Origin of the sequence: Syntrophus buswellii, from assembly GCF_046097065.1 — a bacterium.
Lineage (GTDB): Bacteria > Desulfobacterota > Syntrophia > Syntrophales > Syntrophaceae > Syntrophus > Syntrophus buswellii.
Genome location: NZ_CP175563.1, coordinates 834,111 through 850,908, shown reverse-complemented (window position 1 = coordinate 850,908; position 16,798 = coordinate 834,111). Strand labels below are relative to the sequence as shown.

Genomic DNA, 16,798 nt, shown 5'->3' with positions numbered 1-16,798 from the left:
ATGGAAAAAGGGCAGAAAAAACTCTGGATCAGCCTGATCGTTCTTGCCTTTCTTTCGCCGATCGGCATTATCCTCCCCGAAACGTTCAACGCCGGGGATGCCTGGGGGGAATGGGGCACGGACACCCTCCGGCAGCTTCTCGGCTATGTACCCGAAGGGCTGCGGAACGATGCGGAGCTATGGAAAGCCCCCATCCCCGACTACAACTTCTGGGGAGATGGAGCGTCTGCGGGCATGCAGATTCTTGCCTACATCCTTTCGGGACTTCTGGGCATCCTTCTGTGCGCTACGGTGATCTATCTCCTTTCCAGGGGGATTTTCCGGCGTGCCAGGTAAACTTCCTCCTTTCCTGCTCAGTCCGCCGCGTCCGTATCCGGCAGACTCTCCCGGAACCAAATCCGCATCTGGGGCGACATTCCTGGACAAAGGGCTAGCGGGCTGCGCCGCCCTCCTTAAAACGACCTTCGTACAGTGGGATACGGCGCGCAGGAAAGGGTTTTTCCAGAAACTGGACGCCCGGGTCAAGTTATTTTTCCTCCTTTTTTTTGTCGTTCTGATAAGCATCAAACAGAGTCTCCTTCCCGAGGTCGGCATCGCCCTTTTGATCCTGATGCTTGCCGGATTGTCCCGTCTTGACCTGTGGTCCTTCTACCGTCGGGTTTTGCTTCTGAGCTTTCTGTTCGGATTCCTCGTGGCCCTGCCCTCGTGCCTGAATGTCATTACGCCCGGCGAGATCCTCCTTCCCCTGGTCGATTTTCCAGAAGAACGCTGTTTTTTCGCCTGGTGCCTTCCGAAAACCGTCGGCATAACCCGGCAGGGACTGGAAGGCACATCGATGCTGACCCTCCGGGTCTTCAATTCTCTCTCCCTGTCCTTTCTGGTTATTTACACGACGCCCTTTTCCGAGATGATTCGTGCCCTGAAGAGCCTGAAGGTGCCGGATCTTTTTCTTCTGATTATAGCCCTTTCCTATCAGTACATTCTCATCTTCGCGAAGGTCATGGAAGATCTCCATCTCGCCAGGAAGAGCAAGCTTATCAACAATGATTCCCGTGAGGCGAGAGACTGGGTGGCGGGACGGATGGCCTTTCTTTTTCGCAGGACGAAAGGACGTTGCGAAGAGGTCTTTTCCGCCATGCTTTCTCGAGGGTTTACCGGAGAGATCAAGCTCTATGCCCCGCGAAAACTTGAGTGCGCCGATCTGGCCTGGACCGTTCTTTTGTTTTTCCCCGGAATGTTACTTCTGATTATTTAAAGATGTGTTATGGGCGATATTCTTGCCGTGAAAAATATCAGCTACCGTTACCAGGATACGATTCCAGCCCTGGTGGACGTCAGTCTCGGCATCAACGGAGGGGGAAGATACGCGGTCATTGGGGCAAACGGCTCTGGAAAGTCGACCCTCCTGCGCATCATGAGCGGCCTCCTTTACCCTGACCGGGGCACCGTAACTTTTCAGGAACGGGAAGTATCGGAAAGAACCCTGAGGAACAGGGATTTCCTTCGTTTTTTCCGGGCAGGGGTGGGATATCTTTTTCAGGATTCCGATGTGCAGCTTTTCTGTCCCACCGTCTTTGACGAGCTGATTTTCGGCCCCATGCAGCTGGGACTTGAAAAAGGAGAATCAAAAGACCGAGCTGACGAGATCATGAAAATGCTCGACCTTGAAGGCCTCAAGGACAGGCCGCCCTACATGCTGTCCGGGGGGGAAAAAAAGCGGGTCGCCTTCGGCTCCGTTCTTACCATGAATCCGCAGGTTCTTCTTCTCGACGAACCAGCCAGCGGTCTCGATCCAAGGACACAGTGCCTTCTGACCGAGCTGATCTTTGAACTCAGCCAGGCGGGCAAAACGATCCTGATCAGTACCCATGATCTGGCCCTTGTTTCTGAATTCCAGCCCACCGTGGCCGTCCTCTCCGAAGATCACCATATCGAAACGATCGGCTTCGCCGATGACATACTCCGGGACGAGGATCTGCTGCTGAAGGTGAATCTCATCCACGAGCACATACACTTCCACGGGAAAACCACGCACATCCACCGCCATTCCCATTATGCCTGGCACAGGCATCCAGAAACAGAAGACTGAATGTTCATATCATATCATGCTGTTGATGAAGAGAGGAGGTAATACGGAGGCATTTGTCCCGGCTTGGGGTGCACCCGGCAGAGATCCCGGGCATAGCGATTCAAGTGCGTCTTGAGATTTCTCTCACAGGCCCCAAAGCACTCAAGCGCAGCCTGACGAAACCCGTTCTCTGCGTAATTGCCTCAAGTGCCTCAGCCTGGGAATAATTTCCCTGTGTATCTCACAGAGAACGGATTTTCCTGCCCTTGTACCGCTCAAGAGCAATTTGTCGTGCGGACATCCTCCCTGGCAGACCGTTTTGAATTCGCACTGCCGGCACTCTCCGGGAATGTCCGGTTCCGAGACGTCGTAGTAATAGAGGGAACATTGGATGGCTTTTAAAGGATCCGGTTCAAAGATGGTCCCCGATATATGGGAATGTTCCCGGATACAGGACGTAACCGTCCCGTCAGGATGGACGGTTACGAGCCTTCTCCCGCAACCGTAAGGAGAAGACTCGATTTCCCATTCCGGAATCAGGAAATCCAGCAGGAAGGTCGTTTTGACATCGTATCCCCTGAGAATGCACTCTTCCAGCAAGTCACACAATTCATGGTATCTCTTTAACAATCTTGCTCTGTATGCCGGGTCCGATCCCCGGAACATATCCCGTTGGTACCGTAAACGGTATCCATTCTCAACGCCGAATCTTGACAGCTCCAGAAGTCTCTCCAGATTGTAATCATCCAATGTAGCAACGACTGTCTGACCAATCACATTGGATCGATCCCCGATGACTTTCATCCTTCGCGACAGTTCCTGGATCGGGGTGTCCGCGGCATTTGTGATCATATACTGGATGTCTTCCAGGTCCGCCCAATCGACGGAATCCACGAGGTCCCCGTTTGTATAGAGAGATGCCTGCATGCCATCCGTCCTTTCAAAGACGGAGTCCATGACTTTCCTGATCCTGTCCGTTCTCAACAGGGGTTCTCCGCCGAGAAAAATAACGGAATTAACCTTGATATTGTTTACCTTCCAGACTTCCGGAATCCACTCCAGCAATCGTGAAAAGGTTTTTTCGTCCATCTCCAGCGGATCTTCATCGCCGACCTGGTTGAAGGCATAACAGTATTCACATCGCCTCGTACACTTATAGGACATGAACAAGTGGAACCAGAAGAGAGGGAATTTCGCCCAGCGGCCGGTTCCCTGCACTCGCCCATTCTTCAGGGAATACATCCTCTCCAATTTTTCGGCATGTTCCGTCTGTTTTCTCATGGTCTTCTTCTTTTCTTCTTGTCCCGGGCCGAAGAACGGATGCTTGAGCCCGATTAATCGTGGCCTGCGATTGCCTGTGGGCCCAGGATCCCGCAGTTTGGAACAACGGCATTCATGATCCGGACGTGTCCGAGGAATACCTCGAGGGTAACATCTCCGGATAATTTGGCCTGGAAGCTGCGGGCAAGACCTGAAAGCTCACGGCGATCCGCATCAAACCATCCCCCCCGGTAAACGATTTCGGCCCATTGCTGATCCATTTGACGCTTCAGCTTCCGCTCAGAGAGCGTGAAGACGGCATCCTCAAGAAACTGGTGGGCGCTGTAAAGAATCGCACTGGCAGGCGATTCGTAAACACCGCGTTCCTTGTATCCCAGTTCCGGGATGGTGTCCTCGAAGACGACGATCCTTCCCACCCCATGCTTCGCACCGGTCAGGGCACAGTGTTCGATCAGTTCGTGCAGGGGCATCGATGTCCCATTGATGGCGACGGGCAGACCTTCGTCAAAACGCAGGGTAATGCGATCGGGCTCAAGAGACGATGACCGAAAATCCTGCGTGACATGAAACACCCCTTTCGCCTCGACATCCTCAAGATCGTTCAGGGGACCGCCTTCCAGGGCCCTTCCCCACAGGTTTTCATCCTCGGCGATTCCGGCGCTCTTTCCGGGAGTCATGCCATAGTGCTGGAGAATTTCTATTTTATCCTGGCGGGTCAAATTCCTGTATTTAAAGGGCGTCACGGCAACAAAATGAGGATGGAGGGTGCAATGTTTCTCGATCCGGTAGCGCGTATTCTGATATCGCGTGCAGCCGTTGATCAAGTATCGCGTTTCACCACCCTCAAACGTGAGGTAAGCCGCCGCCGCCTCAACAATGTATGCCCGGGAGAGTGGCGTGATCAGAGGATATCCCCAGTAGGAGCCGTTCATCCTAATGGCTTCCGATAAAAAATTACGGGCGAAATCGGCCCGGCCGTCAAGGGCGGTGAAGTCCAGGCCCAGGACCTTCGCGCGTTGTTCGGCTCTGCTCTTCCGGTTGACGAACCCTCCTAAATCGACGTAAAGCAGCAGCATCTCTTCCCGTTGGAGGCCAAGATCTTCTAAAGCAAGGAGCGGGGCTACCGTCGAATCGACCCCGCCGGAGTATAAGGCTACAGCACGATATTTTTTCTTGGTCACTTCAGCTCTCCTGTTAATAACGTTATTGCATCATCGGTGCGCAGAACCGTGGAAAACATCCAGCCCTGGATTGCACAAACCACCTGATGGACGACATCTGCCGACAAATCGCCTATTGGAAGCGCTGCCGTGGCGTCGCTCACAAAAACAACTTCATACCCACGGGCGTGAGCCTCGCGGGCCGTTGTATCCACGCACATGAACGAAAGCAGACCGCAGAGGTACAAGCGCGCAATGTTCCGTGACCTCAAATAGACGGCGAGATCCGTGTCATAAAAGGCGCCCGGCTTGGTTTTGGTGATGATGGGCTCGCCTTCCCGGGAAGAGACTTCGTCGGCAAATTCGAGATACCTGCTTCCGGGTGCAAACGTTACGGCTCCAGGCTTCAGGCTGACATGACGGATATGCACTACGGGGATTTCGATTTTCCTGGCCGCCTCAAGCAGCTTGAGGGAATTGGCCAGGGCCGACGCGCCATCGGGCACCCGGAGCGGGCGTCCGGCTTCAAAATATTCCCTCTGAAGGTCAATGCAGAGCAGTGCAGATGATGGCTGTTTCATGATTCCCCCTTATCAGGGCACAGAGTCTTTGCAACGATCGGACGGCTTTGTTGTCCCATGCTTGACCTTGACCATGGCCGCCCTTGCCGTTTCAACGGCCTCCTCCTGAAGAACGGCCAGTCATGATCGCCTTTTCAGACCGGTCCGGCGCCAGGACATAAACAAGAAGGACTTAGCCGTAGAAGACTAAGTCCTTCTTTGAAGATGGGAATGGACAGAATGGATCTGCCGACGCCCGCGACAGATATTTACGGCATGCTACGCTGTCGCTTCCTTGCCCTTTTTGACGATGTCCCTCTGGCCCTCCGGGGGAGGCGGGGGAACAGTCTCACCTACCAGCTTCGTAATCGCGCCGAACTGAGGCGGACAGGCGGCGAAGCAGGCACCACAGCGGATGCATTTATCCTGCTGAATGATATGAACCTGTTTCTTCTCGCTGATAATCGCTTCAACGGGGCACCGGCGCGCACAGGTCATACAGGCCTGACACTTCTGGGGATCGATGTAGTACGACAGCTTCTCGCTGAAGAGCTTCTCGACCTCCTCCGTGGTGAACAGCTTCTCCACTTCCTCGTGGCTGTACACAGGAGTCCCCAGCTTTTCGTTCGTCATCACCTTGATGTAGGGGATCTGCCGGGAAAGTTCCTCCAGCCGGGCATCGAGGTCTTCCTTGGCGATTCCTTCCTTGACGCCGAGTGGACCGATTTCCTTGATCGTCTTGACGAAGGCGTTGACGCAGTCCGCATAAAGGTTCGCTTCCGCGCCGGACATGAAGTTCAGCCGCAGCCGCTCGGGATCCATCCCGATGCGTTCCAGAAGCTTCTTCGCCAGGGCCACCATGTTCTGCGCATGGTAATTGCCGTTCGTGATGTAATTGCACTCCCCGAGGTGGCATCCGCCGACGAACACCCCGTCGCAGCCGTTCATGAAAGCACGAAGCACATGGGTTAAATCTACCCGCCCCGTGCACATGACACGGACCAGCCTCATTTCGTGTGTATATTGCAGTCTGGAAACTCCAGCCAGGTCAGCGGCGCCGTATGCTCACCAGTGGCACACGAAGCCGATGATCCGGGGCTTAAATTTTTCAGCCATTTCTTTCTCCTTCCTGAGAATCTTTCTTCCTGCTTCTATCCCATGTTGCCCTTCAACGGCTAACGGCGTTTACCCCCCAGCCGTTGAAAAGACAACCCGGTTTTATTCGACTTCCACGGCCACCTGTTCCGGAACGATCGCATCGATCTGGGCCATCAGCTCATCTTCCGTATAGTGCTTCAGATAAATCGCTCCCGTCGGACACATGGCGTTACAGAGGCCGTCACCCTTGCAGAGAACGGGATTCATGGTCGCCTTCCGGCCCTGCTTGGTCTCGCGCATCTCGATGGCCCCGTAAGTGCACACCGTCGCGCAGGCACCGCAGCCCATGCACCTCTTCTCATTCACCTCGCAGACGGAACCGGAGGCGGTGACCGTATCACGGGACAGCAGCGTCAGAACCCGGCCGGCACAACCGTAAGCCTGGTTGATCGTTTCCGTGATGTGCTTGGGATACTGAGCCAGACCGCAGAGGAACACGCCGTCGGTGGCGAACTCCACCGGCCGCAGTTTCACGTGGGCTTCCTTGAAGAAGCCGTCCAGGCTCAAAACAACTTTGAACTGCGCCGCCACTTCCTTGGTCGCTTCCGATGGAAGCGTTGCGGCGGACAGGACGAGATAATCGGCGTCCAGGGCCATATACTGACCCAGAATCGGGTCGGGAACGGTCACCCGCAGGACGGGACGCCCTTCCTCGACAACCGGCTCCACCTGGGGGGCATCCGCCGGTTCAAAGCGGATGAATTTCACGTCCTTCTCTGATGCCTCCCGGTAATAATCCTCGGAGAACCCGTAGGTCCTCATATCCCGGAAGAGGATGTAGATATCCATTTCGGGATTCTTTTCCTTCAGCTTCAGGGCATTCTTGATGGCATGGGTGCAGCAGATCCTCGAACAGTAATTCCGGTCCTCGTTTCTGCAGCCTACGCACTGGATCATCACCAGAGACTGGGCATTGCCGATCCCTTCGTCTTCCTTGACGATCTTCTCCTCCAGCTCCAGCTGCGTCATGACCCGTTCATCCTGGCCGTAGAGGTATTCGGTCGGTTTGTATTCCTCCGCACCGATCGCAAGGACGGACGCCCCGTGTTTGATCTCCGTGGTTCCCCGCGGAGACTTTACCGTCGTGACGAAATTCCCGATATAACCGGCAGCCTCTGTAATGGTCGCATCCGTATAGACATGAACCATTGGATTCTGGTAGATTTTCTGCTTCAGATCGCTCAGGTAGGCCTGAACATCCAGCCCTTCCAGGGTGTAATGGACCCGGTTGGCGTTGCCGCCCAGATCCTTCCCCTTTTCGATCAGGTAGACATCGTGCCCCTGTTCGGCGATGGAGAGGGAGCAGACCATCCCGGCGATCCCGCCGCCCACGACCAGGGCGTTGTTGTTCACGGGGAGATCGAATTCCTGCAGGGGCTGCAGCATACGGGCCCGGGCTACGGACATCCGCGTGAGGTCCTTGGCCTTCTGCGTGGCCTCTTCCTTTTCCTTCTGGTGCACCCAGGAGTTGTGCTCCCGGATATTCGCCATTTCATAGTAATACTGGTTGATCCCCGCCTCCCGGACCGTATCCCGGAACAGAGGCTCCAGGGTTCTGGGCGAACAGGCCGAGATGATCACGCGGTTGAGCCCCAGTTCCCTGGTCTTATCGGAGATCTCCTGGGCGGAGTTCGTCGCGCACGAGAACAGCTGCTCCTGGGCGTAGACCACGTTGGGCAGGGTCAGGGCGTATTCGACCACCTCGGGGACATTGACGATCCTGCCGATGTTCGCCCCGCAGTGGCACACAAAGACGCCGATCTTCGGCTCCTCAGCGGACACATCCTTCTCCTCCGGATAGATCCGCTCCGTGGACAGATTGCCCCGGCGGTAGTCGAGAAGCTCGCCGATCTGGGAGCCGGCCCCGCTGGCGCTGAACACAGACTCGGGAATGTCCAGAGGACCCTGGAAGCCGCCGCTGACAAAGATCCCCGGCTTCGTCGTCTGGATCGGATTTGTGAGATCCGTTTTGGCGAAACCGTGCTCATTGAGCTCAATGCCGAATTTTTCCGCCATCTCCAGATAATTCTTGGGCGGCGCCAGGCCGACGGCCAGGACCACCATGTCGAATTCCTCTTCCTTCACCCCTTCGTCGGGGGTGGAGTACCGAAGGATGACATTCTTGGTGACCGGGTCCTCACGGACTATGGAGACATAGCTGCGGATGAACCGGATGCCCTCCAGGGCCTGGGTCCTGTCGACGTAACGCTCGAAGTCCTTCCCATAGGAACGCACATCGTTATGAAAGATCGTGCACTCCGCCGTGGCGTCGTGGTCCTTCGTCAGGATCGCATGCTTCTGGCTGTAGGTGCAGCACACCATGGAGCAGTAGCTGTTCTCCCCTTCGGTCACCCGGCGGGAACCGATGCAGGAAAGCCACGCAAGCTTGTGGGGATGCTTCAGGTCCGAAGCCCGCAGGATCTCGCCGCCGTAGGGACCGGTGGAACCCAGCAGACGCTCGAAGTCCATCCCCGTGACCACGTTGGCAAACTCCCCGTAGTGGTATTCCTCCTTCACCTTGGGATCGAAGGGCTCCATGCCCGCCGCCAGGATGATGGCTCCCACCTTGATGTCCAGAATCTCCTCCGTCTGCTTCAAATCAATGGCGTCCGCCTTGCAGACCGCCTGGCAGATCTTGCACTTCTCTTCCTTCAGATAAAGGCAGCTCTCGTCGATATAGGTGATCAGGGGAATGGCCTGGGCAAAATACACATGGATGGCCTTGTTCTTCGAGATCTCCTGGTTGTATTGATCGGGATAAACGACGGGGCAGTATTCCACGCAAACCGTACAGCCCGTGCACTTGTCCTCGATGATGTATCGGGGTTTCCTCCTCAAGGTGATTGTGAAGTTCCCCGCCTCTCCCTTGACGCGATCCACTTCCGTGTACGTCAGGACCTCTATGTTTGGATGCCGGCCGACCTCGACCAGTTTGGGTGCGAGAATTCACATGGAGCAGTCGTTGGTGGGGAAGGTCTTGTCCAGCTGGGCCATGTGGCCGCCGATGCTGGGCGACGTCTCCACCAGGAATACCCTGAAACCCGCGGTCGCCAGATCCAGCGAGGCCTGAATGCCGCTGATCCCGCCGCCGACGACCATTACGTCTCCAAAATTGTTCTTTTCTTTTTCCATTTATATACCCTCAGCGAATTGATGAATTCGTGAAAAAAAAATATCTCATCCTCTATGTGCTAGATCACTTCCGCAATCACTTCCGAGATCTCCTTGACCTCGATCTTCTCGTCAAACCCCATGGTCACCCGGCTGTCCTCGAAGTTCGTGATGCAGTACGGACACGCCGTCACCAGCACCTCCGCGCCGACGCCCACCGCCTGATCGATCCGAAGGTCGCAGAACCGCTCCCCTTTCACCGTCTCCATCCAGATCCGGCCACCGCCGCCGCCGCAGCACAGGCTGTTGGCGTGGTGCTCCGGAAGCTCCGTGAACTCCGCTCCGGGAACCGCCTGGAGAACCTCCCGGGGCTCGGCGTAGATGCCGTTGTGCCGGCCCAGGTAACAGGGGTCGTGCCACGTCAGCTTCTTGGCGAACTCCCCGCTGAGGGTCAGCTTCCCGTCCCGGATCAATTCGGCCAGGAACTGGGAAATATGGACGATCTCGAAGTTCACCATGAACTCCGGGTACTCGTTCTTGAAGGTGTGGTAGCAATGGGGGGAAGACACCAGGATCTTCTTCACCCCGGCGTCGACAAAGGCCTTGATGTTTTCCTTGGCCAGGCGCCTGAAAACCTCTTCGTCACCCGCCTTGCGGATGCTCTCGCCGCAGCACACTTCCTTCTCGCCCAGGATGCCGAAATTGACCCCCGCCTTCTGCAGAACCTTAGCCGTGGCCACGGCCACCCTCTTCATCCTCGGGTCATAGCAGGCGTAGCAGTCCGGAAAATAGAGGATGTCCATATCCTCGGTGAACTCCGGAACGTTCAGTCCCTTGGCCCAGTCCGCCCTCTTCCCCCGCTCTTCGTTCAGGGGGTTCCCCGAACCCACGAGGCTGCCTCGAATCGACTTGATGGGCAGGACGGAATGGGGAAATACCCCGTATTCCGTGGCGATCCTCCGCAGGGCAACCCCGGATTCGATCTGCTTTACGTCCCTCGGGCACTGCTGGGGACATCTCCCGCAGGTGGTGCAGCGCCACATGTCCTCGCTCTCGATGTCCGTCAGGCCGAAGGTGGCCTCCCGGACCAGCTTGCGCATACTGAAGGTCGTCACCCGGTTCCAGGGGCAGACACTGTCGCACAACCCGCATTGAAAGCATCGCTTGAAGGCGTCTCCACCGTGCGATTTCACTTCGACGATAATCTCTTTGTAAGGAGCTATAGTCTCCATCGATTTCCTTCCTTAAATAATAATCCTGTTTCCGACTTCTTCCTCCGGCGCGGATGCAGGGCCGTCCAACGACCTGCACCCCGCCGGATTCAACCGGATAATTTCACTGGATGTCGTTACGTTACGGAGCGCTAAGCCCTCAGTCCTTCAGCTGCATCCGGGCAAAGGTGTCCTTCATCTTCTCCCAGCCGTACTTGTCCACCAAGGCAGCCAACCCTGTCTCCACATCCTCCATCTCTACGCTCTCGTCGGCCTCTTCTTCCACCTCTTCGTAGGTGAGCACGTCGCTGATGCACCATTCGACACATTTTGGAACTTCCAAAGGGGGATCGCTTTCACACATGTCGCAGCGAAGGGGGAGACCGGAATCCGGCTCTTTGAACCTGTCCCGGGCCGGACAGGCAGCCCGGCAGAAGTCGCAATCACTGTATTCCTTGCCGTCGATTATATACGTTTCCCGGCCCATGCATTCGGCTGCGGTGTACTCACCTGCAAACACTGGAAGCCAGATGTCCGAGGTAGGGTGACGGACAATCTTAATGCGGGATCTAGCCGGATTGATGACACTATATTTCGGGACCGAGTGAAAACCGGCACAAACCATCTCACAACCCCGGCAGCCATTGCACTTATCTGCATCAACCTTGATTCTCTTGATTTTCTTAGTTATTTTCGCCATCTCTCAATATCCCTCTCTTCATTAAGTCTTCCGCGACATAATCCAAATCTAATTCATGGAGTCGTTCTTTCGTGGGAACGCCATCCAGATTCCATCCCTTGTACTGATAGTATGTATCCAGCAACTCTTTCTCCAGTTCGGGATAACGTCTCTTCCAGTGATCTTCCGGCGCGTTCTCATCTTCCCTCCTGAAGCCGTACCTGAGATTCAGTGCCCGGTGCAGGTTCCTGTTGCGATTGACAATTTTCTTCAGCTTTGCTTCATCCATTTCAATCCCTGTCGCCGCCTGGATAACCCTCGGATAGTTGTGGATATGCCAGGGTGGCTTCAGGCAGAAGCCGGACATCCCGCAACAGATGCAGCAGGCGTCATCGATGTTGTGCATCATCTCCATCCAGTCGACAATCTCACTGCACATGTAAGGCGTGGGGAAGAAGGGGATCGATTTTTCTCCCCGGGGTTCCCAATCCAGAACGTACTGTTTGAAGTGATCATCGGGGAGCTGCGGCCAGTCTCTGACGAATTCCTCTCTCATCTCCATGGTGGGGAATGCCGCCTGGGGCCAGTTCCCCTCGATCTGGGTGATGCTGATCTTTTCGTTGGTCGTATACATGAGGAAATAAATGGGATCCAGCGTTCCCAGCTTGAGTGGCAGCTGCTCATGCTTCTTGATCGTATTGTGGTCAAAGGCTTCCGCCCCATTGCCGATCGCTCTGGCCGCCCAGTAGACACCGTCGGCCAGGAGATTGCCGATGCCCTGCCGATAGGCCGTCCGATCCATCAACCAAAGGAACCGCTCCTCGGTCTCTTCCGGGCAGGGTGGGTATTCGTCCGTCCCGACCAGATCTTCCTCGGTCAGAATGCCTGCCTCAATCAGCTCGACACCGAAGGCGAGGATCTGCGGCGTTGAGAAGGAGTCAAATCCATACTCCGTCGCCCGCTGCAGGGCTCTCCAGGACCAATCCAAGCTGTCGACATAAGCCGCCATGGCGTACGTCATCTTCCCGAAACATTTTGCCATGTAACGGGGCGTATCTTTGAAGGCGATCAATGCCCCGCAATGTTGGGGGCAGTTGTAGCAGCTGATCAGCCGTTTGATCCCGGCCAGCTGCGTTTCAGGCCATTCCACGGAAATGTTCTCGTCCCAGAATCCCCTTCTCCGGACGCGTGCATTTCCCCACATGAAATTTTCCGTATGCCACTTCTCATCGGTATGCACCATCTCCTGCGGCGAGCCGATCCCGGCCAGAATGGTCATGACTCCGGGGATGGGGTTGGCGTTCCGGTAATTGATGTAAGCCATCATGTCCATCATCTCTTTCATGAAGGCTTCACCGTCGTACAGGTTGATGTCCTTGGTCCCCCGCACCGCAATGGCCTTGACCTTCTTGTCTCCCATGATGGCGCCACCGCCAAGCCGGCTGGCACTCGACCGGCCCTGTTCCATGGACGCGGTGAAGCACCGATTTTCTCCCGCCGGACCTATGGCGAAGATCTGGGCATCGGGCTCTTTAAGCTCCTCGCGGATAAGATCCTGAGTTTCGTATGCACCCCTTCCCACGAGATGAGAGGCATCACGCAGCTCGACCTTGTCGTTCTTTATCCAGATATAAACCCAGTTGGGCGATTTGTTGTTCAATATTACTTTGTCGTAACCCGCGTACTTGAGTTCCGCGGACCAGAATCCTCCCGAAAACGGATACGCCAGCATCCCCGTCTGGGGGGAAACAAAGGTGACCAAGGTACGATTCGCACTCCAAGCCGGTGTGGCATTAAGAAGACCGGAGCTGAAAATCATCATGTTCCCATCGTCAAAAGCCTTCGTTTCCGGAGGGACTCTATCCCAGTGCAGCTTGACATTGGTGCCCAGCCCTCCAAGATGGGTTTCGACTAGTTTTGGATCAGTTTCGACTCGCTCTATGTTTCCCGTCGCTAAATCAATCTCCAAATTATACCCCGTCTCTGCATACCTCATATCGCTACCCCTTTAAAATATTGGTTACATTGTGACCGTTTCATAGCACAGCCCAACTGATTGTCAAGGAAAATTTGTCATATTTTGTCATTAAATAGATCGAAGTAATTTATAGAAATATTCTTCGCTTTAGGCTATCGATGACATAAGTTGATTTTCTGTTTCCATCCCCGGGAGGCTTCTGCACCCTTAGCCGCATGAAAGGTCAACATCAGGCGAGACATGTTCATTATATTGTAAATATTAATAATATATTTTTATACATCATCATTTTCTCCGTTTTGTCCTGAAATAAAACAGCCCGATCCGCTTTTTTATCCCCGAAATAAATTCTGTTATTCAATGTGAGAAAAACAGATATTTTTCTTGAAATGCGGAGCGGATTCTTATATTGGATAAACCAATTCATAATTAGAAAGATCATGAGCAAGGAGGAACAGGATATGTCTTTAGGAGCAGGAACTGTTAAGACCTACATCACCCCTAAGCCTTTCACACCGCAGAATTTCAAACCCCACCCCGCAAAAGAGACTCTGTTGATCATCAGCGAAACCGTTCGGTTCGCCCTGAAAAACCTGGGCTACTCAGTGGCGGAGGCTCCAGGTTATGACCCGGAAATCATTCGACAGATCCAGGCCGAAGGTGAGGTTATTTCGGACTTTCTGGCCAAGGTTCTGCGGGCCCGGCGGACGGCCGACAGAGATGAGCTCAAGAAGCTTACTGATACGCTGAAGGAACAGGTTTCAGCCATTTTGGCCGCCTCTGACCGGCTCAAGGCCATCGCCGCAAACACCGGCAAACCCGAATGGGTGAATGTCTACTTGCAGACCGTCGTGACCAACCTTGCAGAAGTCGATGCCATTGTAAAAGGACTTCCCTGAACGCAAGGCTCTGCAGTAAACAATCACGGAGTCCGGCAACCGATGAACTGATGGGGCGGGCGCCGCAGCCTTGAACGCGCCGGATGTGTGGAACGGTCTCAGGGAACATCGGTGACGATCGATCTGCTTATAAGCTGCCAGCGAACCCTCCGACAGATCGATGGGGTTGTCCCCGGAGCAACCCGACCTGGGAGGGAAAGAAACAAAGAAGCAACAGGCCGGCTGTATATTACGCTGTCAGGCGGCAGGAAACGCTTCCATCGCCCGTCAACACTTTTGCTCAAGGGATGAATAACTCCTGCAACCACTGCCTGATGCGCTCCTCTAAGTATTGACGGCCGGAAAAACACTTGTCCCGGCCTTGTTGGTGGTTGTCGCACTCTGAGTTTCGGATTGCTGCCCGCTGAATAAATACCTCCGTGGGCAATGATTTTTTAAAAATATTGAAGGGGAGAGATAGAATGGAAGAGATTAGCAAAGATAAACTCAGCTTGAAGGAATTCGAGAAAAAACCGGATGGCACCTGGGTTTGTGTCAGGAATGCGGACATCCAGACCAAATCGGGTAAGGTTATCAGGGTGCTTCCTGGCACCGTTTTCAAAAAAGGTTTCCCCCTCTGGGGTGGTTGTCAAGTTGCGGAAACACTTGACGAAGTGAGTTCGAGTTAAAACATTCCTGGCTGCAAGTTCCAGAGTGCCGGGAAAAACTGTTCATCGAGCGGGAGGATATCGCTCTTGCTTGCTGATGGTTGGCGGTTTCACCATCTGGCCCTTTACGCAGACGGTTTCATAAAAAAGCGGCCAAAATTTTCAACGCTCTCTATAGAATGGCCGGATATGTCTGCTGCGGCTGCTGATCGAAAGCCCGAAGCTAAGCGCCACCGGCTGGCAATTCCCTTGTGCCGAATTGCCAGCCGGTCCCCACCTGTCGTTATGGCGCTGACCAGTTCACCGAATACGGGTCCCCGCGCTTTTTCGCAAGAGACTACCACCGTATCGGCTTTCCAACCACTGGCGGTCCCTTGAGGTGAGGTTTTCCGCTGCAACCTCTAATTTCCTGAGATGGGCTACCCTCTTTTTCAACGTTCACCAGGTTGACAGAACCTGGGAAAACGAACCCCACGGCCCCCCCTTGAATCCCTCACGCCGTCGTCGGATAAGGATCGGGCATACCCTTTTTTTCCATGATTCAGCACCTGGAATAGAGACAAGTCCTTTCCGGCTTCCCGGCCCCCCGGCATGTGAATGCCGATTCTCCGCCATGGACGTCCCCCGATGCCGATGCCGACAGGGGCAGAAGAAGGAGCCGCCCTTTCCGGACTTATCAGGACACCTATCAGGTCAAGCTGGTTTTTTCCCTTCCGGATTGCTGCGGCAGCGACAGGATGCCGGCTCAATCCTAACCGGATGCTTGAAGAAGCATTCGCCTCTCTGGCGGACAGCAGATCAAGTTCCGGTCTCTTTTTCTAAGGAAATGCATTATGAAATCTCTGTCTATTGGTCTTGAAGAGGCTCTGCGATTGACCCTGGAGGGCATTATCCCCCTTTCCGCGGAAAATGTTTCCCTGGTTGAAAGCGTTGATCGCATCGCGGCCCGTGATCTTTTTGCCTTGGTCGATTCCCCCTCCACGGATTCTTCCCGCAAAGACGGCTACGCGGTCCTGGCCCATGAGGTCGCCGGGGCCACAGCCGAAAATCCTGTCCGGTTGAGGCTGCTGGGTTCCATGGCCGCTGGTGGGCAGACGGATATCCAGGTCAGGGAGGGGACGACGGTCAGGGTCTTGACGGGAGCCCGCATCCCGACCGGAGCTGACGCCGTGGTCGCGGAAGAATATGCCCGGAAAGAGCACTCCGATGTGCTGGTGGAAAGCTTTGCCCAGCCCAAGAATGTTCTGAGGCGCGGCAGTGATGTGGCCAAAGGGCAATGGATCCTCCGTGCCGGCCGGCGGATATCGCCTGTCATGGCAGGCCTCCTGGCCGCCGCAGGACATAGCAGTGTCCCCGTCTTCCGTAATCCCGTTGTCGGAATGCTCGGCACCGGCGATGAAATTGTCGAACCGGGGAACCCTCTAACGGATGGGAAACTCTACGCGAGCAACATCACGACCCTGGCCGGATGGTGCAATCGATACCGGATGAAAAGCCGTACGGCCATCGTCAGGGATGATCGTGCTGCCCTGCTGTGCGCATTGAAAAACCTGGCGGACCAAACGGATGCCCTGATCACCAGCGGCGGGGCCTGGGTGGGGGATCATGACTTGGTGGCTCATGTCCTTGAAGAGCTTGGATGGAAGAAGATTTTCCACCGGATCCGCATCGGACCCGGTAAAGCCGTTGGTTTCGGCATGCTGGATCGAAAACCCGTTTTCATCCTGGCCGGTGGCCCCCCATCCAACCTGATGGGATTTCTGCAGATCGCCCTTCCCGGAATCCTTGCCCTTGCCGGTCACACAAACCCAGGCCTGCCGACGATGACTGCCCGGCTTGCCTCGGACCTCAGCGAAGGCGAAACCGATTGGACGGATTTTTTCTTCGGCACCCTCGAAAACCATGAAGAATTACCGGATTTCCGTCCCATGGCGAAACGCAGCCGCTTGAACTCCCTTGCCGAGGCTACGGCAGTGGCCTCCATCCCGGAAGGGAAAAAGGCTCTTCCGGCGGGATCCATCATTTCCGTGCAGCTGTTGACATAGG

General features: G+C 55.1%; 14 protein-coding genes. 6 read left to right on the top strand and 8 right to left on the bottom strand.

The features are described 5' to 3' along the window. Genes ACJ77P_RS03850 through ACJ77P_RS03840 form a run of 3 tightly spaced genes read left to right on the top strand, consistent with a single transcriptional unit; the run spans position 1 to position 2,089 of the window. A complete protein-coding gene (locus tag ACJ77P_RS03850; RefSeq protein ID WP_367359586.1) occupies positions 1 to 336 on the top strand; it encodes a PDGLE domain-containing protein in 336 nt (111 codons plus the stop codon). Then, positions 326 to 1,255, top strand: coding sequence for an energy-coupling factor transporter transmembrane component T family protein (locus ACJ77P_RS03845; protein WP_408999021.1), 930 nt, complete (start codon positions 326 to 328; stop codon positions 1,253 to 1,255). Before ACJ77P_RS03850 ends, ACJ77P_RS03845 begins: the two co-directional genes overlap by 11 nt. 9 nt (positions 1,256 to 1,264) lie before the next feature. Continuing rightward, complete coding sequence (locus ACJ77P_RS03840) at positions 1,265 to 2,089, top strand: energy-coupling factor ABC transporter ATP-binding protein (RefSeq protein ID WP_408999020.1); 825 nt, start codon at positions 1,265 to 1,267, stop codon at positions 2,087 to 2,089. Positions 2,090 to 2,230: 141 nt separating this feature from the next. On the opposite strand, the gene ACJ77P_RS03835 is transcribed toward ACJ77P_RS03840, so the two are convergent. From ACJ77P_RS03835 to ACJ77P_RS03800, 8 genes are all read right to left on the bottom strand, one after another. Continuing rightward, the gene (locus ACJ77P_RS03835; protein ID WP_408999019.1) at positions 2,231 to 3,349 is read right to left on the bottom strand and encodes an SPASM domain-containing protein; all 1,119 of its coding nucleotides are present in this window, start codon (positions 3,347 to 3,349) and stop codon (positions 2,231 to 2,233) included. Between the two features lie 53 nt (positions 3,350 to 3,402). After that, entirely contained in the window at positions 3,403 to 4,530 is a 1,128-nt protein-coding gene (locus ACJ77P_RS03830) for an argininosuccinate synthase domain-containing protein (RefSeq protein WP_408999018.1), read from the bottom strand. Next, positions 4,527 to 5,090 (bottom strand): cysteine hydrolase family protein, encoded by a 564-nt coding sequence (locus ACJ77P_RS03825; protein WP_408999017.1) that lies wholly within the window; start codon positions 5,088 to 5,090, stop codon positions 4,527 to 4,529. Before ACJ77P_RS03825 ends, ACJ77P_RS03830 begins: the two co-directional genes overlap by 4 nt. Before the next feature lie 258 nt (positions 5,091 to 5,348). After that, on the bottom strand, positions 5,349 to 6,185 hold the full coding sequence (locus tag ACJ77P_RS03820) for a hydrogenase iron-sulfur subunit (RefSeq protein ID WP_367359592.1): 837 nt from the start codon (positions 6,183 to 6,185) through the stop codon (positions 5,349 to 5,351). Between the two features lie 102 nt (positions 6,186 to 6,287). Further along, on the bottom strand, positions 6,288 to 9,359 hold the full coding sequence (locus tag ACJ77P_RS03815) for an FAD-dependent oxidoreductase (RefSeq protein WP_367359593.1): 3,072 nt from the start codon (positions 9,357 to 9,359) through the stop codon (positions 6,288 to 6,290). Positions 9,360 to 9,418: 59 nt separating this feature from the next. After that, positions 9,419 to 10,570, bottom strand: coding sequence for a (Fe-S)-binding protein (locus ACJ77P_RS03810; protein ID WP_367359594.1), 1,152 nt, complete (start codon positions 10,568 to 10,570; stop codon positions 9,419 to 9,421). A gap of 139 nt (positions 10,571 to 10,709) precedes the next feature. Further along, complete coding sequence (locus ACJ77P_RS03805) at positions 10,710 to 11,249, bottom strand: (4Fe-4S)-binding protein (RefSeq protein WP_408999016.1); 540 nt, start codon at positions 11,247 to 11,249, stop codon at positions 10,710 to 10,712. Further along, complete coding sequence (locus ACJ77P_RS03800; protein ID WP_367359596.1) at positions 11,233 to 13,224, bottom strand: aldehyde ferredoxin oxidoreductase N-terminal domain-containing protein; 1,992 nt, start codon at positions 13,222 to 13,224, stop codon at positions 11,233 to 11,235. The genes ACJ77P_RS03805 and ACJ77P_RS03800 overlap by 17 nt, the downstream gene beginning before the upstream one ends. Positions 13,225 to 13,667: 443 nt before the next feature. Between ACJ77P_RS03800 and ACJ77P_RS03795 the strand changes: the two genes are divergently transcribed. The 3 genes from ACJ77P_RS03795 (at position 13,668) to glp (ending at position 16,797) form a co-directional block, all read left to right on the top strand. Beyond that, the gene (locus tag ACJ77P_RS03795) at positions 13,668 to 14,105 is read left to right on the top strand and encodes a hypothetical protein (protein ID WP_408999015.1); all 438 of its coding nucleotides are present in this window, start codon (positions 13,668 to 13,670) and stop codon (positions 14,103 to 14,105) included. Positions 14,106 to 14,566: 461 nt separating this feature from the next. Continuing rightward, a complete protein-coding gene (locus ACJ77P_RS03790) occupies positions 14,567 to 14,773 on the top strand; it encodes a hypothetical protein (RefSeq protein ID WP_367359598.1) in 207 nt (68 codons plus the stop codon). 812 nt (positions 14,774 to 15,585) lie between these two features. After that, positions 15,586 to 16,797 (top strand): gephyrin-like molybdotransferase Glp, encoded by a 1,212-nt coding sequence (gene glp, locus ACJ77P_RS03785; RefSeq protein ID WP_408999014.1) that lies wholly within the window; start codon positions 15,586 to 15,588, stop codon positions 16,795 to 16,797. Position 16,798: the final 1 nt, after the last annotated feature.

Coding starts and splice junctions, on each gene's coding strand:
- ACJ77P_RS03850 (WP_367359586.1), top strand. CDS start 1: ATGGAAAAAGGGCAGAAAAAACTCTGGATCAGCCTGATCGTTCTTGCC.
- ACJ77P_RS03840 (WP_408999020.1), top strand. CDS start 1,265: ATGGGCGATATTCTTGCCGTGAAAAATATCAGCTACCGTTACCAGGAT.
- ACJ77P_RS03835 (WP_408999019.1), bottom strand. CDS start 3,349: ATGAGAAAACAGACGGAACATGCCGAAAAATTGGAGAGGATGTATTCC.
- ACJ77P_RS03825 (WP_408999017.1), bottom strand. CDS start 5,090: ATGAAACAGCCATCATCTGCACTGCTCTGCATTGACCTTCAGAGGGAA.
- ACJ77P_RS03810 (WP_367359594.1), bottom strand. CDS start 10,570: ATGGAGACTATAGCTCCTTACAAAGAGATTATCGTCGAAGTGAAATCG.
- ACJ77P_RS03805 (WP_408999016.1), bottom strand. CDS start 11,249: ATGGCGAAAATAACTAAGAAAATCAAGAGAATCAAGGTTGATGCAGAT.
- ACJ77P_RS03800 (WP_367359596.1), bottom strand. CDS start 13,224: ATGAGGTATGCAGAGACGGGGTATAATTTGGAGATTGATTTAGCGACG.
- ACJ77P_RS03795 (WP_408999015.1), top strand. CDS start 13,668: ATGTCTTTAGGAGCAGGAACTGTTAAGACCTACATCACCCCTAAGCCT.
- ACJ77P_RS03790 (WP_367359598.1), top strand. CDS start 14,567: ATGGAAGAGATTAGCAAAGATAAACTCAGCTTGAAGGAATTCGAGAAA.
- glp (WP_408999014.1), top strand. CDS start 15,586: ATGAAATCTCTGTCTATTGGTCTTGAAGAGGCTCTGCGATTGACCCTG.